Here is a 26,136-nt window from a genome sequence, read left to right as displayed (position 1 = left end):
CTTCAGATGTATGTTTTGGATGGAGAAAGCAGAATAAGCTTTTCATGCCTTATGAACATAGACCGATTATTTAATCTCTGGATTTTTTTAATCTTTATATACAGCCTTTATTTTTGCCTTGTGTTTATTCATGGATATTTTTTCTAAAAATCGATTGACTCGCTCTATGATACAAACTCCGATATTTTCTCAGATCAATTGATATTTGGCAAAAAATGATCACGAGAAATGATGTTAAAATTTTTAAATTAAATTATTGCAAAAGCGTTGGATACGTGTACAAGCTTCTTCAAGTAATTTTTCTGATGTGGCATAAGAAATACGAAAAGCAGATCCAAGCCCAAAGGCCGATCCTTGGACGACAGCAACAGCTTCTGTTTCTAGAAGCGCTATAGCAAAGTCTTCATCATTTTTAATACATTGACCGTTCGGTGTTTTTTTGCCAATAAGTTCTTCGCAAGAGGGATAAACATAAAAAGCACCTTCGGGTGTTGGACAATGAATTCCAGGAGTTTGGTTTAGCATGGAAACAACGAGATCACGGCGTGCTTGAAAAATACTTTTATTTTTAACAATAAAGTCTTGCGGCCCATTGAGTGCTTCAACAGCAGCCCATTGTGAAATAACACTTGTACCAGATGTTTGCTGACCTTGAATGATATCCATTGCTTTAATGAGTTCTTGTGGTCCACCGGCATAACCGATCCTCCAGCCTGTCATCGCATAGGCTTTAGAAACACCATTCATTGTGAGTGTACGCTCATAAAGTGCGGGTTCTACTTGAGCAGGCGTTACAAAGGTAAAATCTTCATAGGTGAGATGTTCATAGATATCATCGGAAAGGATATAGACATGAGGATATTTTACTAAAACATCCGTGAGGCTTTTCAATTCATTATATGTATAAGCGGCACCTGATGGGTTTGAAGGAGAGTTAAAGATGAACCATTTTGTTTTAGGAGTAATGGCTGCTTCAAGCTCTTGTGGTTGGAGTTTATAAGAAAATTCGGCTTTTGTTTCTAGAAAGACAGGTGTACCATCATTAAGAGCAACCATTTCTGGATAACTTACCCAATAAGGGGACGGAATGATGACTTCATCTCCTTTATTCAAAGTTGCCATTAATGCATTAAAGAGAATTTGTTTTCCACCGGTACCAACAATAATTTGTTCCGGTTGGTAAAGAAGGTTATTTTCTCTTTTAAATTTGGCAGAAATTGCTTGACGCAATTCGGGAATTCCAGATATAGGAGGATATTTTGTTTCTCCTCTTCGAATAGCTTCAATGGCTGCGTTTTTTATGTTGTCTGGGGTATCAAAGTCTGGTTCTCCAGCACTTAAAGCAATAACATCGCGCCCTAATGTTTTTAAGTGACGGGCCTTTTGGGAAGCAGCAATTGTTGCAGAAGGTTTGATGCGAGACAGCTTGTCGGCAATAAAAGCCATAATTTAAAATCCTTATATTATATCAATAAATAGTTATTGCTTTAAGGATATTCTATAAGAGATTATACTGTATGCAATAAAAAACTTCCAAAATACTCTTACACAGACTTTATATTGTTCTTTTTTGGAGGTTTTTACAAGGTTATTGCTGTTAGATTTTATGAAAGTTTTAGAAGAAGCATAGGAATGTCTTGATAAATTATTTAAGATAGATAAACAGGGATTTTCTTTATCAAGGTCAATTTTTTTTATACAAAATAAAAAAAATCTTCGTCTGTAATGACGAAGATCTTTGAATAAAATACTGCAGAGTTTAAATTTTAAAGAGCTGCAAGATTGCCAGCGGCAAATTTTCCTGAACGACGATCTTGAAGAACATCGTAAGAAATTTTTTGTCCTTCATTAAGATTGCTTAGACCAGAACGCTCAACAGCGGAAATGTGTACAAATACATCTGCACTGCCATCACTAGGCTGAATAAATCCGAAACCTTTTGTTGTATTAAACCACTTAACTGTTCCTGTAGACATAGGAAACTCCTTAGATATATAATTATAGTGTGTACTGAAGTTATAATTCTTCAGTACGATTGCAGATCGAAATTAGGTGGGAGAGGTTTCGTCAAAAGTGCAGAACGCACAGGAAAGAAAGTCACGTAACCGAAAATTCGATAAAACCCGTATAAAAGCCTTTAGCATAAAAAGCAAGCTTTAATTGCTATTTTTTATACAAAGAAAAAATCGAAAAAGCCTATATTTTTCACATAGCAAGAAATTTAACTGAAATAACTTTGCAGGGAATGTACTTCAAGGCGCTTTTTTTTGAGTGCTTTGATCGCTTCTACGACAGCTTCAGCCCCTGCTATTGTTGTATAATAGGGGACATTTTGCATAAGGGCGGCATAACGTAATGATTTGGAGTCTGAGATAGCACTGGCTGTGCTGGTTGTATTAAAAATCAATTGAATTTGGCGATTACGAATAGCATCTTCAATATGCGGATGTCCCTCTAGAACTTTGTTGATTTTTTCTGCTTGAACATGATGTTCGGTGAGAAACTTTTGTGTTCCACTTGTGGCAACAACAGAAAAGCCAAGCTCTGTTAAACGTTTTACAGGATTTAAGATGCGCCTTTTGTCTTCATCTCTTACAGAAACGAATACAGTTCCCTCCTTGGGGAGCTTTACACCAGCTCCAAGTTGTGCCTTAGCAAAAGCAAGCGCAAACTCATAGTCAAGCCCCATAACTTCACCGGTTGAGCGCATTTCTGGACCAAGGAGTGTATCAACACCTGAAAAACGGGCAAAAGGAAACACGGCTTCCTTGACTGCCATATGTTGTGTTTTCTGCGAAGCAGGTAAACCACCATAAGCCTGGAGAGCATTATGAAGTGTTTCTCCAGCCATAATACGTGCAGCCATTTTAGCAATAGGGCGACCAATTGTTTTTGCAACAAATGGAACTGTTCGTGAAGCACGGGGATTGACTTCTAAGACATAAATGGTGTCATCTTTAATAGCATATTGTACATTCATTAAGCCACGAACATGAAGGGCTTGTGCTAATGCTTTAGTTTGGCGCTCTAATTCAGCGACGATGTTCTGTGAGAGCGTATGAACGGGTAGGGAACACGCTGAATCACCGGAGTGGATTCCTGCTTCTTCAATATGTTCCATAATGCCAACAACAAGTGTTTCTTTGCCATCACAAAGACAATCAACATCGACTTCAATGGCTTCTGTTAGATAGGTATCAAAGAGAAGCGGATTTTTACCAAGCAATATATTGATTTGTCCTGTTTTATCGTTGGGATAACGGGCTTTGATATCTTCAGAAATTAATTCAGGAACAGTTTCAAGTAAATAATTTTGCAAACTTCGCTCGTCACGGATAATTTGCATAGCACGTCCTCCTAAAACATAAGAGGGACGGACAACTAATGGGAAACCTAGTTCATGGGCAATAAGACGTGCTTGTTCGACAGAGTGAGCAATGCCATTCTTAGGTTGTGTTAAGTTAAGTTTAAAGAGTAGTTTTTGAAAGCGATCTCTATCTTCCGCTAAATCAATGGCGTCAGGTGAAGTACCGAGGATGGGAATATTGTGTTTTTCCAGAGCGCTTGCTAATTTTAATGGCGTTTGTCCACCAAATTGGACGATGACTCCAACCAGTTCACCTTTTTCCTTTTCTGCTTCTAAAATAGCGATAACATCTTCTGTTGTTAAAGATTCAAAGTAAAGACGATCAGAGGTATCATAGTCAGTTGAAACGGTTTCAGGATTGCAGTTAATCATAATCGCTTCAAAGCCCGCATCGCGTAGTGCAAAAGCCGCGTGGCAGCAACAGTAATCAAATTCAATTCCTTGTCCAATGCGGTTTGGACCACCCCCTAAGATAGCAATTTTTTTGCGTTCAGAAACGTGTGCTTCTGAGTGCTCTATACCTGCAAAGGGAACCTCATATGTTGAATACATATAGGCTGTAGGGGAAGAAAATTCAGCAGCACAAGTGTCAATCCGTTTGAAGACTTGTTTAACATTCAGTGATTTTCGCAAAGTGGCGATATCATCGGGTTCTTGTCCGGTAAGGGTGGCTAATCGCGCATCTGAAAATCCCATAGCTTTTAACATACGTAAATTATCTGCATCTTGGGGTAATCCATGGATGCGAATACGCTGCTCCATTTCAATGATGGAAGCTATTTGCTCTAAAAACCACGGATCAATTTTGCTGATTTGGTGAATTTCATTTAAAGGTAAGCCTGCACGCATAGCTTGAGCAATATAGCGTAAACGATCAGGACTTGGTATGGCAATGGCTGAGCGTATAGAACTTCTTTCATCACCTTCAGCATGTTCTGGGATGACAATTTCATCAAGACCGGTAAGTCCTGTTTCAAGTCCACGGAGTGCTTTTTGTAATGATTCTTGAAAAGTACGTCCAATGGCCATGACCTCTCCTACAGATTTCATCGCTGTCGTGAGGACAGGTGATGATCCAGGAAACTTTTCGAAAGCAAAACGAGGAATTTTGGTCACAATATAGTCAATAGAAGGCTCAAATGACGCTGGTGTTTCTCCACCGGTGATATCATTTTTTAATTCATCAAGTGTATAACCAACAGCAAGTTTTGCTGCTACCTTGGCAATGGGAAAACCGGTTGCCTTTGAAGCGAGCGCTGAAGAGCGAGAAACACGAGGATTCATTTCAATAACAATAAGGCGTCCATTTTCAGGATTGACAGCAAATTGTACATTGGATCCACCTGTTTCAACACCAATTTCACGCAAAACAGCAATCGAAGCATTGCGCATACGTTGATATTCTTTATCGGTTAAGGTAAGGGCAGGGGCTACGGTGATCGAATCACCAGTATGAATCCCCATCGGGTCAATGTTTTCAATAGAACAAACAATGATACAGTTGTCGTTTTTATCACGAACAACTTCCATCTCATATTCTTTCCACCCTAAAACACTTTCTTCAATTAAAACTTCTGTTGTCGGAGAAGCTTCAAGCCCACGTTCAATAATTTCGTAAAATTCAGAGCGATTATAAGCGATTCCACCACCAGTCCCACCAAGGGTAAATGAAGGACGAATAATCGCTGGAAGCCCAACAACATCAAGCGCTTGAACTGCTTTTGCTGTTGCATGAGCGATATAATGTTGTTTGCGATCAGCTTCGGTATGTCGCCAATTGCGTTCAAGTTCTTCAAGGGCTTTTTCAAGGGCTGCACCAGAAAGTTTTTCTTTAAGTTCAGCACGCGTTTTTGCATGTTGTTGGCGATTTTCTTCTTTTAATTCTGTTGCATTGGCTAACATAGACTTTGGTGTTTCCAAACCGATTTTTGCCATTGCTTGGCGGAATAAAGCACGATCTTCTGCTTTATCAATAGCTTCTGCATTAGCGCCTATCATTTCAACATGATAGCGGTCTAAAATCCCCATACGCTTTAATGATAAAGCGGTATTGAGAGCTGTTTGTCCTCCCATGGTAGGTAAAAGGGCATCGGGACGTTCATGAGCAATAATTTTTGCAACAATTTCAGGTGTAATGGGCTCTATATAAGTTGCATCAGCGAGATCTGGATCTGTCATAATCGTAGCAGGATTAGAATTCACCAAAATAATGCGGTACCCTTCTTCTTTTAATGCTTTACAGGCTTGTGTGCCGGAATAGTCAAATTCACATGCTTGACCAATGATAATAGGTCCTGCTCCGATGATAAGAATAGATTTTATATCTGTGCGTTTGGGCATGGCTTTTTCCTATGACAAATATCCGTGCACGATTGTGGCAAGAAAAATATTTAAGTTTTGAGGTAACAGTCATTTTATAAGTTAAGTGACAAAGAAAGTAAGCACTAAAATACCTTTTCCATGCTTTTTTTTCATAAAATTGAAGATATTTTTTTAAATTGGGGCACTTTATCAATATATCAAAAGGATAACCTTGGATAGAAAAATAAGAGTGCTCCAAAGAATGAAACTATTCAAGTATTTGTGCGGAATAAAACATAAACCATTATTGATGTTTCAATAGAGTTTCGTAAAACAGAACACCCCAAATGGCATATAGATATGTTGCACATTCACGGGCTTGTTTTAAAGAGAGACCTCTCAAGGCATTCAAGCCCATTTCACAGCGGCGCTCATGAATGGTATAATAATAAAATCCTATAAATTATAAATATTGAGCACCCCCATCTTGATGCTTATGAAGGAGAAAGTCGGCACCATCACACGCTTGTGTCAGCCTTTGAGTGTTGCGACAGCCGTTGGCACGTATGACGATTCATGAAAAGACATTTTATTATACAGTTCTTATCCAATAAGCCAGTCCAGCTTTTGATGTGCAAGGGAATGGTTTGGATTGAGTCAACATAAGGGAGATGTGAAATGAAAGAACCTTATGATACTCGGGGAAGGATTCGATATAAATAATGCTATATTATCTATATAAATCAATGTTTTGCTGTAAAAATAGGGAGATTATTGTGTTGTTTGGTAAAATAATACGGTTTAGAGCGGTGTGATATAGAGCATAACATGAGACATGAGATATTTTTTGTTAAAGTTTTTTAGGTGTGTGATAAAATCTAATTTAGAGTTTGTTAGGAGCCTTTATGAAGTAAACCATTTGAAGTGGTTGGAGTTGGAAACTGTGAGAGAAAAAGCTAGATTATTTAAAGATTGTCTCTGGTTGTAGTCTTGGGGTTTGAGGAGAGGAAGAACGTCAATTTCTGTATGATTTCATTCCATAAAATGAGGAAAGTAGTATTTTAGGATAATAACGATAAAAATAATCTCAAAATGATTTTGTTGGGTTTTAAAAGCTAATCAATACTCTCCTTTGACTTTAGGGATGATGTTCAAAACTTTTTTAAATAGAGAGAAAATTAAAATGTTGAACATTTCTCAAAAGAGAATTTTCTGTCTGAAAGATGTATCCATAGGAAAACTTTTGGTGGCTAAGTCTCAAAAGGGGATTTGTTATACTGCGTTAGGCGATACCACAGAGCAATTATTACAGGAGTTTACGGTACGCTTTGGTGATGCACAACACGTTGTGGGTGATGATACATTTAAAAGAGAAGTCGCTCATATTATAGCTATGATAGAAACACCTAAATCGGTAAAAAAATGTGATTTCCCTTTAGATATAAAGGGTACAGTTTTTCAACGAAAAGTATGGGCACTATTATGTGAAATCCCGTGTGGTGAAACAATTTCATATGAGGTCTTAGCGTGTCGTGTGGGGATGCCCAATGCTTTTCGTGCCGTTGCGAATGCGTGTGCCCGTAATGAATTGGCTGTCATCATTCCGTGTCATCGTGTTGTGCGGAAGAACGGTTTTATTTCAGGGTATCGTTGGGGAGCTAAACGAAAACAAATTTTGCTCCAACGGGAACAAAATGGAGATAAAAAAATTTAACTTTGTGTAATAGGCATGATAATGGTTACCGTTGTTCCTTTCATTTCTTTTGAAGTAATTTCAAGTTTTCCTTTATGAAGTTCTAACAGAGAGCGTGAAATAGCTAACCCAAGACCTGAGCCCGTATGAGATTTTGTAAGCTGATTTTCAACTTGTTCAAAAGGCTGCCCAAGTTTTTTAATGGCTGATTGCGGAATACCAACACCTGTATCGGTAATTTTAAAAATAAGATTATTTTTTTTCCGAAAAGCGCAGACATCAATATTTCCGCCAGAAGGCGTAAATTTAACAGCATTAGAGATAAGATTAAGAAAAATTTGTTTCATTGCACGACCATCAACTTCAGCATGAAGTTGTGGGGTAATGTTTGTTGTAACAGCAATATTTTTTTCTTGAGCTTGAGGCGTTAGTGTTCGTACAGCTTCACTAATAATGGGCTCGAGATCGGTATTTTTACAATCAAGCGAAAATCTTCCAGCTTCGATTTTTGACATATCAAGGATATCATTGATAAGAGTTAAAAGATGGGTCCCTGAATTATAAATATCATGCATATATTCCTTATAGCGTTGTGAACCAAGAGGGCCAAAAGTTGATTGCAGCATGATATCTGAGAAGCCAAGAATAGCATTCAATGGCGTGCGCAATTCATGAGACATATTGGCTAAAAATTCTGATTTAGCCTTATTCGCACTTTCAGCACGCTCTTTTTCTTCTTTCAGACTTTTATTAAGTTTCTCAACTTCTGTTGCACGTTGTTGAGCACTGCCCCGTGTACGTTTGAGTTCTTGAATAAAAGAAAAAAGACGCCTTTCACTGTCTTCAAATTTTTCCTGTTGTTGTTTAAGCTCAGAAATATCAGTACCAATACAAACCAATCCTCCGTCTTGGGTCCGCCGTTCATTAATTTTAAGCCAATAACCATCGGCTGTTTGACGAATACTGGTTAAGTTGCCAGTACCATCATCTTTGAGGGGATATTCACTGAGTGCAGGGCGAGCCATGGCTTCGACGGTTTCTCGTTGGATTCCTGATTGTAGAATTTGTTTAGGAATAGCAGCATATTCACAAAATTTGCTGTTGGACATAACTAAACGCCCCTCAGCATCCCATAGCACAAAAGATTCTGAAATATTTTCAATCGCATCACGAATACGAAGATCTGCTTGAGCTGTTTGTTCAGCCAATTGTTGCTGTTCACTAATATCGAAAGAAATACCAACCAAATGGGGTTCTTCTTCTTCAGTAACTTCAGCGCGAAGTCGCATCCATACATAATGACCATCCGCATGACGCATGGGAATATTGATATCGATATGTTTTTTTTTGCCTCCCATTAATTCTTGAGCAAGGTCAAAAAAATTGGCATCATTCGGATTAATAATGGCGCTAATTTGGGAAATTGAGAGCAATGCATCTTGAGGGATATAGCCAAGCATTTCGTACATTGCTCGTGACCAGTAGACGCGTCCACTTGCCATATTCCAATCCCATAATCCACAGCGTCCACGCATCATAGCCATATCAATACGGTTTTGAATTTTTTCTGAAATAATATCTGTTTTACGTGCACGTAAAAGTTGATTATAATAAACATAAAGAAGAACAAGAATAATACCGCACGTTCCGATGAATAGCGTTATATTAAGCGAAAAAAACTTGCGCCATTCCATAGCGCTATCTTGTAACTTTTCGCTAATGAATACGCCATATTGCCCGTTTTTTGTTTGGTGGAATGAAGCAAGAGCAGGGATATCCTTGCCTATTGTGATTTTCATTACTCCAACGTGTTGTCCAAGAGCTTGTAAAGCAATGCTGTCAGAAATAAAATCTTGTAAAGCTTTTCCTAAGACAATCTGTGAACTGGATGAAGCTAAGACATTGCCTTTTTGATCAACGATAGCCATTAGAGTGCTGGAATTAATAAGGTCCTGATTGCGCAAGGTGGTGAGGATATTTTGCAAATGATCATGAGAAAGGGCAGAGACTTTTCCTTTCTGAGAAAAAGCCAATAAGTCACGCTCAATTGTATTGGCAATATGAGAAGCTAAGAGAGCGAGGGTAGAGCGCGTGCTTTTGTCAATTGTATCGCGCCAATCATAGAGTGATACAAAACGAATTGCTGCAAGGACAATAAGAAATGTGACAATAACAAATGGAAGAAAGCGTCGTAACCAAGGTTCAATAAAGAGAAGCTTTTGATAGGAAGCGCCAGAAAAAAGATGAATACGCTTTGTCTGCGCTTTATGATTTTGAGCGCTCGATTTTGAATCAGCATACATCTCCGTTGGCGCATCATATGCGTCCAATTTAGTCATCTCTTGTTCCTTTAATTCCGGAATAATGTGATTTAAAAACTGCTTCGATTTGCATGAGTAACCCCATCGAGTGCAGTGAATCAAAACAGGAGTCTTCTGTCCAGTCTTTTTTTTAAAAAAAAGTATTTTACTTTTATGAATGTGGAATATGAAGAGGCAAAGGTATTAAAAACATGACCGATAAACAAGTTTAGATTGCTTGTTTATCGGTTTAATGATGATCAAGGTATTGGTAGAATTTATTTTAAAAAATATTATAGCATATTGATTTAAAATATTCTTTTGTTTCAAGTGAGCAGACGATCGATGATATCAGCGACATCGCTTGATAATTTTGGCGCAGCAGCAATTGTTTTTAATTCGGTTTCAAGTTTTTGTTGACGAATGGGTTCTAATTGTCGCCAAGAGCGCATCATTGTTAATAACCGTGAAGCCAGCTGTGGATTTTTTTTGTCAATTTCCAAAATGATTTGGCAAAGAAAATGATAAGACGCTCCATCCAGTCGGTTAAAGCTCGTGAGGTTATTAGAGGCAAAGACACCGATTAGGGATCGTACACGATTAGGATTATCTAGTGAAAATAGTGGGTGTTGCATGAGCTTTTGAACATGTTCCAAAGTTGATGCACCAGCAACCATTGCTTGAATAGAGAACCATTTATCCATGACCAAAGGATCATGCCGATAGCGGTTTTCAAAATCATTTAAAGCATTTTGTGCCTGCTCACTTTTGTTAAAACGCTTCACGAGAACAGCAATACTCGCCATACGGTCAGTCATATTGTTGGCTGTTGCATATTGTGTTGCAGCACGGTTTGGATTGTCCTCAGCAATAGAAAGGTAATCCAGTATGATATTCTTTAAGGCTCGCTTTCCAGCTTGTACAGTGTTTGGGGAATAGGGCTCATTACTTTCCATTTGCGCATAAAACTTTGTTAAGAGCTCTTGGTGTGTTTGTGCAAGTGAAACGAGAAACTGATTACGGATTTGATGGATACGATCTGGATCAATATTTTTACCGATTGTATGAGCAAGCTCAACTTCACTAGGTAAATTTAAACAGAAGGCACGAAATTCAGGCTCTAACGTTTCATCTGTTAGGATCATTTCAATGAGATTGAGCAAAGCAGAGGGAAGTGTTGCTTTTTCTTGTGTTTTATCTTGAATGCTTTGAATTAAAGCTTGCGTCATTAATTGGTTAAGAGATTGCCAGCGATTGATGTGATTGTCATCATGTTGCGCAAGAAAAATAAGTTCGCTTTCATTGAATGGCGTCTGTAAAATGATTGGTGCAGAAAAATCTCGCAGCAGTGATAAAACAGGTTTTTCACGAAGACCCTTTAATGTGAATGTTTGGCTTTCCTTAGACAGCAGCATAACATCTGATTGAATATCTGTATCCGCTTCATAAGCAAGTTTTTCTCCCTTAGATCCTAACAAACCAAATGCAATAGGGATAAGCATGGGCTTTTTTATATTTTGTTGTGGGGTTGCAGGAATATGTTGCTTTGCATGAATTGTTAAAACACCATCACTATAGTGGCTGTCTATTTCTACATTGGGGGTGCCTGCCTGTTCATACCACAGCATAAACTGAGAGAAGTCTTGATGAGATACTTCAGCAAAACAAGCAATAAAATCTTCAATTGTACAGGCTTGTCCATCATGGCGTTGAAAATAAAGATCCGTGCCTTTCCGAAACAGAGTAGGACCCAAAATCGTTCGTATCATGCGAACCACTTCAGCACCTTTTTCGTAAACAGTTGTGGTGTAAAAATTATTAATTTGGCTATATTGGCGAGGACGTACAGGATGAGCGAGAGGTCCAGCATCTTCGGCAAATTGCGTTGCTTTTAATATTTTTACATTTTCAATTCTCTGTAGGCTGCGGACATTTTGATCGGATGAAAACTCTTGATCACGATAAACAGTGAAACCTTCTTTTAAACAGAGTTGAAACCAATCGCGACAGGTAACACGATTACCACTCCAATTATGGAAATATTCATGGGCGATGACACGTTCAACATTTCTATAATCCTGATCGGTTGCTGTTTCAGGGTCAACAAGAACATATTTATCATTAAAAACATTAAGTCCTTTGTTTTCCATTGCGCCCATGTTAAAGTCGGAAACAGCAACAATATTAAAAATATCAAGGTCATATTCGCGTCCGAAACATTGTTCATCCCAACGCATGGAGCGTTTGAGTGCATCCATTGCATAAGCAGCGCGTTTTGTTTTTCCTTTTTCTACATAGATACCAAGCTCGATACGTCGTCCAGATACAGTTGTAAAATGGTCTTCTAACTTATCAAGATCTCCACCGACTAAAGCAAAGAGATACGATGGTTTGGGATAAGGATCTTCCCAAATAGCAAAATGACGATTATTCTCTAACGTTCCTGTTTCCACCAGATTACCGTTTGAAAGCAAGATTGGGCTTGTTTGGGAATCGGCTTCAATTTTCACTCTATAGGTAGAAAGAATATCTGGGCGGTCGTAAAAATAAGTCATACGACGAAAACCTTCGGATTCACATTGTGTGCAATAAACACCATTTGAAAGATAAAGCCCCATAAGTTGGCGATTGCTTTCAGGATTTACTTCCGTAACCAAACTCAATGTAAAAGGAGCCGTTGGTGGCGTGGTAATTTCTAAACGTGAAGGCGTAACTTTATAAGCGTTTGGGGCTAATGTCTCACCATTAATCGCAACAGAAATTAAAGTAAGATCATCACCCGAAAGCACGAGAGGTGTTAATTCTTTTGTATTTTGACGGGGCTCAATAGACAATATGGCTGTAACAGAGGTTTTTGTTGGTGCTAATTGGAAGGAAAGTTGTGTTTTAGGAATGGTGTAAGGGGTTGGTTGGTAGTCTTCCAAACGATAAATAGGTGTTGTTGGCTGTTTCATAATTTTCTCCCATTCGTATTTTTACAGTTTAAAGAAAGTGCTTAATTTTAAAGACAAAGAAGATTAAAAATCATACAAGGTTATCGAGACGATTTTTTACTTCTAAAAAGTCTATCCATGTAAGCTTTTTTTGACTAGGGGTTCGAAGAAGGTAAGCAGGGTGAAAAGTTGGCATAACAGGTATTTTTATATTATCTTCACTTTCATAAACATGCCATTTCCCTCGTGTTCGGATAATCCCATTTTGAGATCCCGTAAGAAATTGTGCAGCAACGCCTCCCAGCGCTATAAGCACACGAGGACGTGCTAAATAAATGTGCCGTTCAATAAAAGGGCGGCACAAGGCAACTTCTCTTGGTGTTGGTGTACGATTGCCTGGTGGGCGCCAAGGAATAGTGTTGGCGATATAGACATTATCTCTTGTTAAGCCAATTGATGCTAGAATTTTATTCAGTAACATTCCTGCCTTTCCCACAAAAGGAATTCCCTGTATATCCTCTTCTCGTCCAGGGGCTTCGCCTATGAGCATCAGGGGGCTTCCTGCTGTTCCATCTGAAAAACAGGTATTTTTTGCTGTCAACTTTAATGAACAACCATTAAATGCAAGAAGAGCAGATTTTAATTCATCGAGTGTCTTTGCATTTTTGGCACTCTCGACAGCTGCAGGGTCATTTTGTATGACCTTAGAGTTATGCTGCGTATGATGATTTAATTTTATGGTTGGAGATGTTTTGGGGGATGTTCGTTGATTATGAGAAATATCCACAACAGGTGTTATTTTTTTCTCTGAACAAGCAGACGACTTCAAACGATCAATCGGTAAGTCTGTCAGAACAGCATCCGCACCACTTTCTTTATAAAAGTTTAAGAGTTCTTCATAGGAAATTGAGTACGGTGTTTGATTGAGCATTTTATTTTTTCTAATGATCTAACGACTATAGATCAAACAAAATTATCCTTCAAGTTTTATAAATATTTTTGTTAGCGTTCTTATATAAGAACGATGATAGCATTTTTTCTTTATCATAAAAAAGCTAGATCGTAAAATGCAGGTGTTTGTGATTATACACACCTGTTAAATGTACAAATTGTTTAAATTTCAGTATATTATCTTCTAAAAAAGAATTAATATCTTCATGGTAAAAGAGTTTTAGACTGAATGCAAGTGTAATAAATAATAATATTTGTAAGCATTATATTCTGTAATTAATAATTAATGAAATTTATCATATTCTATTTATAATTTTAGTTATAAACTTTTTATTATTATATTTTTATCTTTGTTGATAAATTTTATTAAAAAATATTAATCATATAAATAAAAGATATTAATATTACTTTCATATGAGAAAATATGAGGACTTTAAGAATTGTTTTTACAATGATTTAAAAGCAATGTGTGGGTATATTCTTTTGCTTTTTTTACAGCTGAAATAAGAGATTCATCGAGTGCTAAATGAGCCGCAATAGCACTTGAGAGAATACATCCTGTTCCACGCATTGTTCCTTTTATACGGGGAGCAGAAATATTGATGATTTCCATTTTGTCAATGAAGCTATCAATTGCAAGGGGGCCCTCTGCATGTCCCCCTTTTACTAAAACAGAACGGGCTCCCAATGATAAAAGTGTTTTTGCTTGTTGTATTATCTCTTCATGATGAGATGCTAAAGGGGTTTGGCTGAGAACAGCGAGTTCGTCTCTATTTGGTGTTAAAAGAGTAACACGTGGAAGAAGCTGATTGATCATAATTTCTATAACTTTTTCTGTTGTCAGCTTTCCTCCTGATGAGGCAACCAGTACAGGATCAAGAATAACGGGAATATGAGGATAATCTTCAAGGACACGACAAATTGCTGCTATAATTGCTTGATTTCCTGTCATACCAATTTTTATTGCGCTGATGGAATGAGCCTCTAAGGCACTGCGCATTTGTGCGGCAATCAGTTTTTCATTCATGGGGACAATTTCAGCAACGTGATGATCATCTTGTACATTGACACAAGTGATGGCTAAATTTGCTTTGATGTGAAAATAGGCAGCTGTTTCTATATCACGAACAATGCCAGCACCACCTGTTGGATCAGTGCCTGCAACAATAAGAATAGAAGGTGTTAACGCCATGGCTGAGTTACCGTAAGCCATTGTTTTACTCGCTCTTCGGGTTTTTTATGCAGGATAATGTCGGTAACAACAGCCGCGCTATTGGCTCCTGCGTTCAACACATCTATTGCGCGTTCTGGGTTTAAACCACCAATGCCAACGAAAGGTAAATCCCCAATCTGTTTTCTCCATTGTTTAATTTTTTCTAACCCTTGAGGTTGCCATTTCATTTTTTTTAAGATTGTTGGATAAATAGGACCAAGAGCAATATAATCAGGATGAACAGAGAGTGCGCTATCCAACTCATATTCATCATGGGTGCTAAGACCAAATCTTATGCCATTTTTACGAATTGCGGGAAGATCAGCATTGCTTAGATCTTCTTGTCCAAGATGAATAAAGTCGCATTTTTCATCAATGGCTATGCGCCAATAATCATTAATAATGAGTTGTGCCCCCCATTGATCACAGATATTTTTTGCGCGTCTGATATGTTGATGGATTTTTTGAAGCTCTTCGTTTTTCATCCGCAACTGTATGAGCTTAATACCAAGAGGAACTAAGCGTTCAACCCAATCAGCATTATCAACGATGAGGTAAAATGGATCTAATTTCATCAAAAGACCGCTTTACCGATAACAGGGGTTGAAGGAACCGCTACATTGCGTGCTTCGAGAATACCGGCTTTATATCCCATACGTCCTGCCTGAATAGCTTTAGAAAATGCTTCAGCCATCAAGGCAGGATCACCTGCTTTAGCAACTGCGGTATTAAGAAGGACCGCATCATAACCCAGTTCCATCGCAACCGCAGCATGGGATGGACGCCCAATGCCGGCATCAATCACAAGAGTAACATCAGGAAGGTAAGCGCGGATAGAACGCAGTCCATCAGTATGATGAGGGCCTTTTGCCGATCCAATAGGGGCACACCAAGGCATAATGACACGGCAACCAACATCGAGAAGCTTTTCAGCAACAATAAGATCATCGGTTGTATAAGCAAAAACTTTGAAATTTTCACTGTTTAAAATTTTTGCGGCTTCAATTAAAGAAAAAACATTGGGCTGCAAAGTATCGGAATTACCAATAATTTCGAGTTTAATCCAAGAGGTTTTAAAGAGATCACGAGCTAAATGGGCTGTCGTTACTGCTTCTTTAACAGTGTAACAACCTGCAGTATTGGGAAGTATCGTTATATCAAGCTCTTGAAGGAATTGCCAAAATTGTCCCCCTCCTTTTCCACCGGCACTTTCTCGGCGCAACGAAACGGTTATAATTTCTGTATTCGATTTATGAATAGCATCACGCAGAATTGCAGGTGAGGGATATTGCGCTGTACCTAACAGTAGACGGGATGAGAATTCACGTCCATAAAGATTCAACATAAAGATTAGCCTCCTTGCATTGGGCTTAAAATTTCTACTTTATCTCCTTCACACAAAATAAATTGATCGCGCGCCTCTACAGGAATAACTTGTGCATTAACAGCTGTTGCGAGCCACTCTCCTTCATACCCCAATTCCACAAGCAAGAGATTAAGAAAAGAGGCCTTTGTTTGAATTTTTTCACCATTAACAAATATTTGCATATTTTATTCCAATGCCAATTTTACTGCTCGTTTTGCCATTTCTGGAGATAAAAGAAAACCATGTCTATAAAATCCATTTATAGAGATGTGATTACCATATTTGTATACAGAAGGGAAGTTATCAGGATAGGCTGGGCGAACTCCAACGCCGGATTCAACAATTTCTGCTTCAGCAAAAGCAGGGTGCAATGTATAGGCAGCGTTGAGCAGTTCCATCATTGATCTAACCGATATGGCCCCCTCAAAGTCACTTTCAATCATCGTTGCACCAATCATAAAAATATTATCTTTCCGTGGTACAATATAGAGCGGAATCCGTGGATGGAGGAGACGAATTGGGCGGGAAAGTTTAATATCTTTACTGCGCACCAGCAGCATTTCACCACGCACCCCCCGTATATTTTTATCTTTTCCCAAACGGTCTATGCCTGTTGCATCAATAATCATATCAAAATCTGTTTCAGCTATTTCGACATCAACAAAACATGCCCCGTTTTTTATCAGGATTTCTTTTAAAGCAATAAGCGCTTTACGAGGATCAAGATGAGCTTCATTTTCATAAAAAAGAGCACAATCAAAATGTTCTGCAAGATCGGGTTCAAGATGCGCTATTTCTGCATGGTTTATCATTCTATAATGATGTGTCCGCTCTGAAAATCGTTTAAGTTCTACCTTATCTCGTGCTGGTGCAACGACTAAAGTTCCTTTTTGTATAACAAGATCCGGAAATGTTGTAGACCACCATTGTATGGCTTGTACACCAAGGTCTTCAACAATCTGTTCAGCATTTTCTCTTTCACAGTAAGGGGCGAGCATTCCGCCCGCATACCAACTTGCCGTTCCTATAGGAGAAGAAGAAGGGGCCGATACAGTCACATGAGCGCCTTTTTGTTTTAACATAAAAGCAACGGTTAAACCACCAACCCCCGCACCTTTGATAAGGATATTCTTCAACTGTGTGCTCTCTTTTTTTGAGGTGCTTCAACATAAAGATCACCATTTTCTTGATATTTTTCAGCCATAGCAACCATCCCTTCACCTTTTGTTTTTTGGAGTGCTGCAGCATCACGAATATCATGAGAAATACGCATAGAACAGAATTTTGGTCCACACATGGAACAAAAATGCACCAATTTATGGGCATCTTTCGGCATTGTTTCATCATGAAAGGCACACGCTGTTTCTGGATCAAGAGACAGATTGAATTGATCATGCCATCTAAAGTCAAATCGTGCACGTGAAAGAGCATTATCGCGCAATTGTGCTCTGGGCAAACCTTTTGCAAGATCAGCCGCATGAGCGGCGATTTTATAAGTGATAACACCCGTTTTGACATCACTTTTATCGGGAAGTCCTAAATGTTCTTTAGGGGTTACATAGCACAACATAGCGGTTCCAAACCATCCAATCATCGCCGCCCCAATGGCGGATGTGATATGGTCATAGCCAGGAGCGATATCAGTTGTAAGAGGTCCCAAAGTATAAAAAGGGGCTTCATGACAAAGATCGAGTTGCTGCTCCATATTTTCTTTAATTTTGTGCATGGGAACATGTCCTGGTCCTTCAATCATCACCTGTACATTTTTTTTCCAAGCAATTTTTGTCAATTCTCCTAAAGTTCTCAGTTCAGCAAATTGGGCTTCATCATTAGCATCAGCAATAGAACCAGGGCGTAATCCATCTCCTAAGGAAAGAGAGATATCATAGGTGCTTGCAATATCACAAATTTCATCAAAATGCTCATAGAGAAAGCTTTCTTTATGATGATGGAGACACCATTTTGCCATAATAGAACCACCTCGTGAAACAATACCTGTGACACGATCAATGGTCATCGGAATAAATGGTAACCTTAAGCCAGCATGAATAGTAAAATAATCAACGCCTTGTTCTGCTTGTTCTATGAGAGTATCACGAAAAATATCCCATGTTAAATTTTCCGCAATACCTTGTACTTTTTCGAGTGCTTGATAAAGAGGAACAGTCCCAATGGGAACAGGGGAATTTCGAATAATCCACTCACGAATATTGTGAATATTCCGCCCTGTCGAGAGATCCATTACTGTATCTGCCCCCCAACGAATAGCCCAAACCATTTTATCAACTTCTTCTGCCATTGAAGACGTTACGGCAGAATTGCCAATATTGGCATTAATTTTAACACGAAAATTGCGTCCGATAATCATTGGCTCGCATTCTGGGTGATTGATATTTTGGGGAATAATAGCGCGTCCATTTGCAATTTCATTCCGAACAAATTCCGCAGTATAAATTTCTGGTATTTCTCCCCCCAATGGATTTGATTGCGCTTTTTGTTGATCTTTTACGGCTAATCCTTCATTTTCTCGTATAGCAACATATTCCATTTCTTCTGTAATAATCCCCGCACGGGCATATGCCATTTGTGTAATTCCTTTACCACTTTTGGCGCGTAAAATAGGACGTTTTTGTTCAAAGGCTGGTATAGGAGAGCTTGTTAATCCATTATCTTCAGGTTTAATTGGGCGTGCAGGATAAGCTTCAGTATCAGCACGCTTAGAGAGCCAAGATGAGCCAATTGCGGGTAAACCTTTGGTAAGATCAATGGTTGCATCTTTGTCGGTATAGGGGCCAGAAGTATCATAAACACTTAAAGGTTTTTCACCACTACCATCGGTTAATGAAATTTCACGCAATGGAACACGTACATCAGAAAAGAGCAGGCTCTGTTGATAAATTTTGCGTGAAGCGGGAAAGGGACCACAACTGATTGATGGAATATTTTTCGGCACAAACTTTTTCCTTCTAAATACAGAGTTTAAAAACCAAGGTGGTATGGGGATATATTCAAACGATCAATTATGTACTCTTAAATGAAGAAAGACTTATAATACTTTATAGTAAGCGGCCTTCAACAAAGCTTAAGAAAATTTATTTTGAAAAGATTAACGCAATATTTAAATAATATCTGCACTCCCCCATGTAAACACTTTTATGAGCACAGATATGATTGGCTTAAATACGGACATTGTCAATCACAAAGATATATTTTAACGATTTTGATGTGTTTTTAGAGAATGAAAATAGATATTATGAAGCCATAAACTATAATATTAAGAAGTCATCTTGGACCGTTGAAGGGATAGCAAATGCTCAATTAATGAAGCATTTTTGTTTTTTTTATTAATGAGCCAGATGAGTTTGCAAAATAGTTTGGAAAATGCTTATTTTTATATCGTAATGAATTAAAGAAAACTCCAATAATTGCGAGATCATGTTTAAAAGGATTTATTGTTCTTGCAAAAAAAATATACCTATAATAAAATATATACACTAGGAGAGCCGTTTTAAGTGTAAGAGGGGAGCAGGCGGTTACAGAGCGTTGGTTTTAAAGAGCTGGCGACATGTTTTTATAAGAGGTTGGGGGTGAGGGCTTGTTTCTTAGGGCCCAGATCGGATACAATCTTCAGAGATACAGATACAATTTTAGATTTGAGAAAAGTCTATGATTTTGTTTTAGTATTTCAGTCTACTGAAGAGAAGAGATTATCATATCGAATATATTTTCTATGATACATTAAGGTTGAAGAGAAGTCAGTTCAAAAAACATTGGTACTGATCTCATAATACACTTTCAGGAATAAATTGAATGAAATAGAATAAAGTATCTGCATGTAAATAAAAATATAATGAAGCATGCAAAGAAGAAACTAAATTTTGAATTTTTAAAATACAAATTATAGTCAAAAAATAAATTAACATATTGAAAAAAAGTATCTCATTAAAAATTTAAATCAACAGATTTCTATGTAGATGACAAGTTACTGCATTTAATAATGGTTATATGAAATCCATAGCGATGGAAAATTTGAACAGTATTTGTAAACTTTGCAACAAGATGCAAGATTAAAAATACAATTATATAACAATAATAAAGCAACAAAGTAAGATATTAAGTAACATCAGATGAGATGGCTATATTACACAGTAGAAGTGGAAGCATTTAAGACTGATATTATAAAAAAATCTGATGAAATTAGCTTATTAAATTGAAAGGAGTAAAGAGCAAGAGAGCACGTAAAATATGGGGATTGTACAGTGGTTATGATATAACAATGCGGTAAGAACATTTTACAGCATAGAATGAAAAATTATTAGAAAAACGATGAACATTATGGGGGATTTATAATGTCTAATATTTACGATTGGTCACTAAAAGCTGATGAAAATGCTCATTCAGATAATATCATTAATTGGGCAGAAGGTCAGCCACCTAGTTCTGTCAATGATAGTGCGCGGGCGATGATGCAGCGCGTGCGTGAATATCTTGCAGATAATGGTGGATCTATTGACTCAAGCTTTGTGATCAATGCGGAAGATAAAACAACATTAATTACTTTAAAGACAGTTTCGTCTATAAAGAAATATAATAATGATATCGTTATACGTTTTAAAGCGCGTGGTGTGAATATTGGCACGACGACAGTAACTCTTAATAACATAGGAGAAAAACTTATCTATAAAGCCACTGATGCAGGCATTACACCATTAGAAGGCGGAGAATTACAAACAGATGGCATCTATGAAATGGTATACAATAATGGTTTTTCAATACAAGAGCATGAGGGATGGTATTTATTAAATCCTACACCACCAAAGATAGAAATTTTTCCTGCTGGATTTATTGCGACATTTGCTATGCAAGAAGCACCAGTCGGTTGGCTTTTATGTGATGGTAAAGCCTATAAACGTGAAGATTATCCGCAGCTATTCAAGGCAATAGGGGATACATGGGGAAAAGACAGTGAAACAACTTTTAAAGTTCCAGATTTTAGGGGCATGTTTTTACGTGGTTTTGATGATGGCCGTGGTTTAGATGAGGATAGACTATTTGCCAATGAACAGCAAGATAGCATAAAATCGCATACGCATATTGGAACCATTGAAGAAGCAGGCGAGCATACACACAATTTTCAATATAAAGGCGTTGGATGGCAGACTGGTGATATTGGGAGATCATCGCGTTATTATACCTATAATGCTACCTTGCAAGGGACAACAGATCCTATTGATGCACATACACACAAGATAACTCTTTCCCATACGGGTGAGACAGAAACGCGACCTGTTAATACAACGGTTGTCTATGCTATAAAGTCATGAGCGTGATCGAGGAATAAAGAAGCTCTACACATTTGATAATTTTACTAACGCGGAGTAATTCCGCGTTATTTTTATGCATGTGAAAAGAAAACCTATACTGTTAATACGATACTTAAAAGAGTCAAAAAACAATTTTTAAATGATAGGAGGCCGTTGAATCTGTAGAGCTGATGATATAGCTTAAATTGTAATTTTTTATAATGATGACATAGAGAAAATGTGTAAAAATCATTTAAAAATTTATCCTTGAGTGATCTTGATATATATTTTTTCGTAAGATGTTTTGAGAGGGTAAAAAGAGAGAGCGTTATTCAATTTGATGCATGAAAAAATGCAATGTTTGTAACGTTTTTTAGTGTGCAAAAACAACAGACCTCTCTATGAAGGTCATTCATCTCATAAAGAGATCTTTCATCTGTAAAACTTATTTCTTGGAGTATTTTCATAAAGACAAGAGTGATAGAAAGAGCCGAAAATGTGTATTTCATGTTATATAAACGCGTGATAGCAAAATAAAAGCTCCAATATTTCTAGTTACGTAAAATCTTAAATGATTTTAATGAGGTGGTTTTTTCTAAAAATATCTTTTGTGTGTGTTGTTAATGATAGATGACAGAAAGACACTTGTGTAAAATAAAACAGACTCTTGAATATTGGCATGTTTTATTTTTCTCATGGCTTGTAATTTTGAAACTAAAGTCGATGGTTTTGAGATCTGACTTCATAGGAGGATGCTGTTTGAGGGAGTATAAACGGGATATCTTCTTTAGGTAATTCAGAAACGTTTAAGGAACAATGATAAACATTGCGGAGATTTTGTGTTGTCAAAACGGCAGAAGCATTTCCTTCGCAATAAACCTCTCCCTCTTTGAGCAAAATCATGCTATCTGCATAATGGGCCGCGAGATTGAGGTCGTGAAGAACAGCAAGAACACCACCACCAGAATGAGCAAATTGTTTTGCAATATCCATAACGATAATTTGATGTTGAATATCGAGGCTAGCAATAGGTTCATCTAATATCATCCAACGGGGAGTTCCATTATAAATGGGTTCCCAGATTTGACAGAGAACACGCGCAAGTTGTACACGCGCTTGTTCTCCACCTGATAATTGGTGATAATAAAGGTTACCGTAATCAGAAAGGTCAACGCGCTCTAAAGCTTCGTGGATAAGATTTTGCAGTTTGGCTTTGGCAGTGGTAATTTGATTGACAGAAAGGCCAAGCCCTACAACTTCATGGACTAAGAATGGAAATACAAGCGTTGTTGATTGCGGGAGCACAGCGCGCATTTTTGCCATCTCATAAATCTTTGTTTGTCGGACATCATAACCATTTAAGATCATTTTTCCACTGTAAGGAATTTCCCCACTCAATGCTTTGATAAAAGTACTTTTCCCAGATCCGTTGGGACCAATAATGATGGTAAAAGCTCCACTTTTAGCTTGAAGATTAATGTGCTTAAGAATCTGTTTCTTTCCGCGCTGAACGCAAATATCTGTCGCTTCAATCATGAAAAGTCTGTTCCTCTTTTGCATATAAGGATCCACAGGAAGAAAGGGGAACCAAAAAGCGCTGTTACGATTCCAATTGGTAATTCTGCGGGGGCAACAATTAAGCGTGAAAACGTATCAGCAAAAATAAGTAATGCTGCTCCCAAAAGAGCAGAATAAGGAATGAGATAACGGTGATCGGGACCAATGAGCTGACGTAAGATATGAGGAACAATAATACCAATAAAACCAATACCACCACTGACAGCAACAGAACTACCACACATAAGAGCAACAAGGGGAATAGCAATATTTTTAACACGTTGCACAGGGAAACCGATATGGCCAGCAACAGCTTCTCCAAGAGCCAGAGCATTCAGTGCGCGTGATAAAAAAGGAGAAAAAAGAAGACCAACAAAGATGAAAGGGAGAACAAGCCATACTTTCAACCATGTTGCACCCGCAAGAGAACCAAGACTCCAAAAAGTGATATCACGTAATTGTTGGTCATTGGCCATAAAAATCAACGTTCCGACAACTGCACCACTTAAGGCACCAAGAGCGATACCAGCAAGCAACATGGTTGCAATAGAGGTAAAGCTATGATGCGTTGCGATTATATAGAGAATAATCGTTGATAAAAGCCCACCACAAAAAGCGCCTATGATAACTTTGTAAGGTTCTAGAAAAGGTGCAAATGAAACAGGAAAGGCAAAACCTACAACAATGGCTAAAACAGCACCAAGACCGGCCCCTGCTGAGACACCTACAATGCCAGGATCTGCAAGAGGATTACGAAAAAGTCCTTGCATAAGAACGCCAGAGACAGCCAAAGCGGCGCCGATCAATAACCCTAAGATAACGCGAGGAAGCCTTATATCAATAAATATGAGATAATCGCGTGTTTTACGACTGACAGAAAATTCTTGCGTAAACATGCTATAGAGAAAATCAAAAAATGAAGTATTTGAAGCACCATTTAAAAGGCCGCTTAACATACTAAAGATGAGGAATATTACGAGGCCTAATAAGAGTATTTTTCTCGCATTTTCACGATTTGTTTTTTTATTTTTTCCTGTTTCAGAGGCATAAACCATGGATGGATTCTCTACCAATTCTATCCGTTTTTATCGCTTTGGTTTGCACCATAAAGCATATGAATAAGGTCTCTTGATGCCTCTGGAGTGCGTGGACCAAATCCTAAAAGATACATAGCATCCATTTGTTTAATAGCATGATTTTTAGCGGCAGTTGTTGCTTGAATGGCTGGTATCGCTAAAAGCTTCTCAAGATTAGTAGATTTTCCACTATGTGTTATCAGTAAAATAGCATCAGGATTTGCTTTCAATAATGCTTCGTTATTGAGAAGCTTATACCCCTTATAATCCGTAATAGCATTAATAGCTCCTGAAAGTTTTATGATACCATCAGCCGCTGTATTTGTTCCAGATGCCATAACGCGTCCATTTTGCACGGACAAAATAAAAAGCACACGCTTTGGTTTGGTTACTTTTGCCAAAAGAGCATCATTTTCTACAAAATCGCGACTCACTTTTTGAATGAGCTCAGCAGCCTGTGCTTCACGATGGATGGCTTTTCCCACAAGGCGAATTTTTTCTATGACACTTTCTCGAGAATAGTCTTCTGGTATAATCACGATAGGAATTGATGTTTTTTTGAGAATTTCAATTGTTGAAGGAGGCCCACTTCCTTCAACAAGTAAGATGCCTTCTGGAGCAAGAGACAGCACACCTTCCGGTGAAAGAGCGCGCATATAGCCCAGTACAGGAAGTTTGAGGGCTTCTTTGGGATAAACACTCGTACTATCACGGGCAACAAGTCGATCTTGTGCGCCTAATGCATAAACAATTTCTGTAAGAGAACCACCAATGGAGACAATTCGTGCATTTTCAGAAAAATGTGTGGTAGGTTCAGCAATGGCTCTTTGAGAAAAGAAGCTAAGAGAAAGCAATATAAAAAGAAGAAAAAAGCTTAAGTGTCTGCGCAAAAGAAGTATAAGCATATTTCATCTTCCTAAGCGACGACTAATTCTTGATAGAGCGGAAGAGATTTCAATAAAGAACGCCAATCTTCACGCTCTTTTTGACCTTCTTTGCGCAGGCCAAAGAATTGAACAATCATTTCATCATTCTTATCAAAAACCTCAAGTGAACTGACATAACCATCACGGGTAGGTTTTCGAACATGCCATACACTCGCAATTCCAGACGTGAGTAAATGGAGGTCAAATCCTGGATCAAGAACATTAAGCCAAGGTCCCATTTGCTTAATATTTTTTACAATTCCACTAAAAATTTGAATACATCCCTTATTTCCAACAAAGCACATAATGGGCAATTCTTGTTGTGCGGCTTGATTCAACATTATTTCAACAGCATTGACCTGTAATTCTTCAGCAAATTCATTGCCAGCATATTTTACAGCATGATGTCGATTAATTTTAAATTCAGAAATAATTTCGTGAAGTTGGTGTACATTGGTCATTTTCCGCCAACGATCTCGAAACTTCTCAATGTCCAATTCTGTTATGTCACAATGAATGGGGAGAGAAACAGGAAGGATGTCGAGAACAGAAGACTGATCTTCAAGAAGGAGCTTCTCAACAAGTTCATTCCACTCTTCCATATTCGTCATATCTTGAGAATAGATTTTTAAAATAGCAACGCCATGTGGATCAAAGAATTGTAAACTTTTTGCAGGTTTTCCACGAATGATGAGATCATATTCAAAACCAAACTTCCAGTGTTTCGTAAAAATACGCAAATCAATTTCACCAAGTGTTATAGGAACATGTTGATTTTGAACAATTTTTTCAAAACATCCTGTTATTTCATGAACAGCATGTTCGTTGCGTGTTAAGACCATGACTTTTCCAAGTCGAGGAGCACTCTCCAAGAGAGTAGCAACATCAGTTTGTAGCTTTTTTGCTTTTCCAACACTACAATAAGCCGCAATCAATTCCGCTTCAGATATACCAATCGAAACGGCAAAATCACGGTTTCGCATTTCTTTTTTTTCTTCACGTAAACGAAGAATCATTTCAGCTGTATGGGGCATGGACTTCAACCTTATTTTACTTAACTCAAAAACGAACTCTCAAATTTTACATTCCACGGTGATAGATTGAACGCTTAAAGAAGTTCAATCTATCACAAAATAACGCTTTATCACCA

Annotated in this window: 18 protein-coding genes; 2 read left to right on the top strand and 16 right to left on the bottom strand. The window is 37.9% G+C overall.

Translation table 11 applies throughout. The features are described from left to right. Window positions 1–243: 243 nt before the first annotated feature. The 3 genes from AC6ER8_RS06230 to carB form a co-directional block, all read right to left on the bottom strand. Window positions 244–1,446: a pyridoxal phosphate-dependent aminotransferase gene (locus tag AC6ER8_RS06230; RefSeq protein WP_497077852.1), complete on the bottom strand. Its 1,203-nt coding sequence runs from the start codon at window positions 1,444–1,446 to the stop codon at window positions 244–246. 320 nt (window positions 1,447–1,766) lie between these two features. Further along, entirely contained in the window at window positions 1,767–1,976 is a 210-nt protein-coding gene (locus tag AC6ER8_RS06225; RefSeq protein ID WP_100128310.1) for a cold-shock protein, read from the bottom strand. 245 nt (window positions 1,977–2,221) lie between these two features. After that, on the bottom strand, window positions 2,222–5,707 hold the full coding sequence (carB, locus tag AC6ER8_RS06220) for a carbamoyl-phosphate synthase large subunit (protein WP_497077851.1): 3,486 nt from the start codon (window positions 5,705–5,707) through the stop codon (window positions 2,222–2,224). A gap of 1,144 nt (window positions 5,708–6,851) precedes the next feature. Between carB and AC6ER8_RS06215 the strand changes: the two genes are divergently transcribed. Next, entirely contained in the window at window positions 6,852–7,382 is a 531-nt protein-coding gene (locus AC6ER8_RS06215; RefSeq protein ID WP_497077850.1) for a methylated-DNA--[protein]-cysteine S-methyltransferase, read from the top strand. On the opposite strand, the gene AC6ER8_RS06210 is transcribed toward AC6ER8_RS06215, so the two are convergent. The 9 genes from AC6ER8_RS06210 to thiC all read right to left on the bottom strand — a co-directional run bounded on the left by AC6ER8_RS06210 (window position 7,379) and on the right by thiC (window position 19,077). Continuing rightward, window positions 7,379–9,700: a sensor histidine kinase gene (locus tag AC6ER8_RS06210; RefSeq protein WP_497077849.1), complete on the bottom strand. Its 2,322-nt coding sequence runs from the start codon at window positions 9,698–9,700 to the stop codon at window positions 7,379–7,381. The two genes, AC6ER8_RS06215 and AC6ER8_RS06210, sit on opposite strands and share 4 nt — an antisense overlap. A gap of 287 nt (window positions 9,701–9,987) precedes the next feature. Continuing rightward, window positions 9,988–12,615 carry an aminopeptidase N gene (gene pepN, locus AC6ER8_RS06205; RefSeq protein ID WP_497077848.1) on the bottom strand — a complete coding sequence of 876 codons (2,628 nt, stop codon included), beginning with the start codon at window positions 12,613–12,615 and terminating at the stop codon, window positions 9,988–9,990. 70 nt (window positions 12,616–12,685) lie between these two features. Further along, complete coding sequence (locus tag AC6ER8_RS06200) at window positions 12,686–13,525, bottom strand: uracil-DNA glycosylase (protein WP_497077847.1); 840 nt, start codon at window positions 13,523–13,525, stop codon at window positions 12,686–12,688. A 453-nt stretch (window positions 13,526–13,978) separates the two neighbouring features. Then, window positions 13,979–14,737 (bottom strand): hydroxymethylpyrimidine/phosphomethylpyrimidine kinase, encoded by a 759-nt coding sequence (locus tag AC6ER8_RS06195; protein ID WP_497079650.1) that lies wholly within the window; start codon window positions 14,735–14,737, stop codon window positions 13,979–13,981. Further along, the gene (locus AC6ER8_RS06190) at window positions 14,728–15,333 is read right to left on the bottom strand and encodes a thiamine phosphate synthase (RefSeq protein ID WP_497077846.1); all 606 of its coding nucleotides are present in this window, start codon (window positions 15,331–15,333) and stop codon (window positions 14,728–14,730) included. Before AC6ER8_RS06190 ends, AC6ER8_RS06195 begins: the two co-directional genes overlap by 10 nt. After that, window positions 15,333–16,103, bottom strand: a complete 771-nt coding sequence (locus tag AC6ER8_RS06185) for a thiazole synthase (RefSeq protein WP_497077845.1) — start codon at window positions 16,101–16,103, stop codon at window positions 15,333–15,335. The genes AC6ER8_RS06190 and AC6ER8_RS06185 overlap by 1 nt, the downstream gene beginning before the upstream one ends. Window positions 16,104–16,108: 5 nt before the next feature. Beyond that, window positions 16,109–16,306, bottom strand: a complete 198-nt coding sequence (gene thiS / locus AC6ER8_RS06180; RefSeq protein WP_497077844.1) for a sulfur carrier protein ThiS — start codon at window positions 16,304–16,306, stop codon at window positions 16,109–16,111. 3 nt (window positions 16,307–16,309) lie between these two features. After that, window positions 16,310–17,260: an FAD-dependent oxidoreductase gene (locus tag AC6ER8_RS06175; protein WP_497077843.1), complete on the bottom strand. Its 951-nt coding sequence runs from the start codon at window positions 17,258–17,260 to the stop codon at window positions 16,310–16,312. Beyond that, complete coding sequence (gene thiC, locus AC6ER8_RS06170; protein WP_497077842.1) at window positions 17,257–19,077, bottom strand: phosphomethylpyrimidine synthase ThiC; 1,821 nt, start codon at window positions 19,075–19,077, stop codon at window positions 17,257–17,259. Before thiC ends, AC6ER8_RS06175 begins: the two co-directional genes overlap by 4 nt. Before the next feature lie 1,396 nt (window positions 19,078–20,473). Here thiC and bgtC point away from each other — a divergent pair. Continuing rightward, window positions 20,474–21,448, top strand: coding sequence for a gene transfer agent tail collar protein BgtC (gene bgtC / locus AC6ER8_RS06165; RefSeq protein WP_497077841.1), 975 nt, complete (start codon window positions 20,474–20,476; stop codon window positions 21,446–21,448). 693 nt (window positions 21,449–22,141) lie between these two features. On the opposite strand, the gene AC6ER8_RS06160 is transcribed toward bgtC, so the two are convergent. Genes AC6ER8_RS06160 through AC6ER8_RS06145 form a run of 4 tightly spaced genes read right to left on the bottom strand, consistent with a single transcriptional unit; the run spans window position 22,142 to window position 26,020 of the window. Further along, on the bottom strand, window positions 22,142–22,963 hold the full coding sequence (locus tag AC6ER8_RS06160) for a heme ABC transporter ATP-binding protein (protein WP_497077840.1): 822 nt from the start codon (window positions 22,961–22,963) through the stop codon (window positions 22,142–22,144). Continuing rightward, complete coding sequence (locus AC6ER8_RS06155) at window positions 22,960–24,039, bottom strand: FecCD family ABC transporter permease (protein WP_497077839.1); 1,080 nt, start codon at window positions 24,037–24,039, stop codon at window positions 22,960–22,962. Before AC6ER8_RS06155 ends, AC6ER8_RS06160 begins: the two co-directional genes overlap by 4 nt. Before the next feature lie 20 nt (window positions 24,040–24,059). Next, window positions 24,060–24,965, bottom strand: a complete 906-nt coding sequence (locus AC6ER8_RS06150) for a heme/hemin ABC transporter substrate-binding protein (RefSeq protein ID WP_497077838.1) — start codon at window positions 24,963–24,965, stop codon at window positions 24,060–24,062. A gap of 11 nt (window positions 24,966–24,976) precedes the next feature. After that, the gene (locus tag AC6ER8_RS06145; RefSeq protein WP_497077837.1) at window positions 24,977–26,020 is read right to left on the bottom strand and encodes a hemin-degrading factor; all 1,044 of its coding nucleotides are present in this window, start codon (window positions 26,018–26,020) and stop codon (window positions 24,977–24,979) included. Window positions 26,021–26,136 lie beyond the last annotated feature (116 nt).

This window comes from Bartonella sp. SL320, from assembly GCF_059687635.1.
This window is presented reverse-complemented; position numbering and strand designations above follow the sequence as displayed.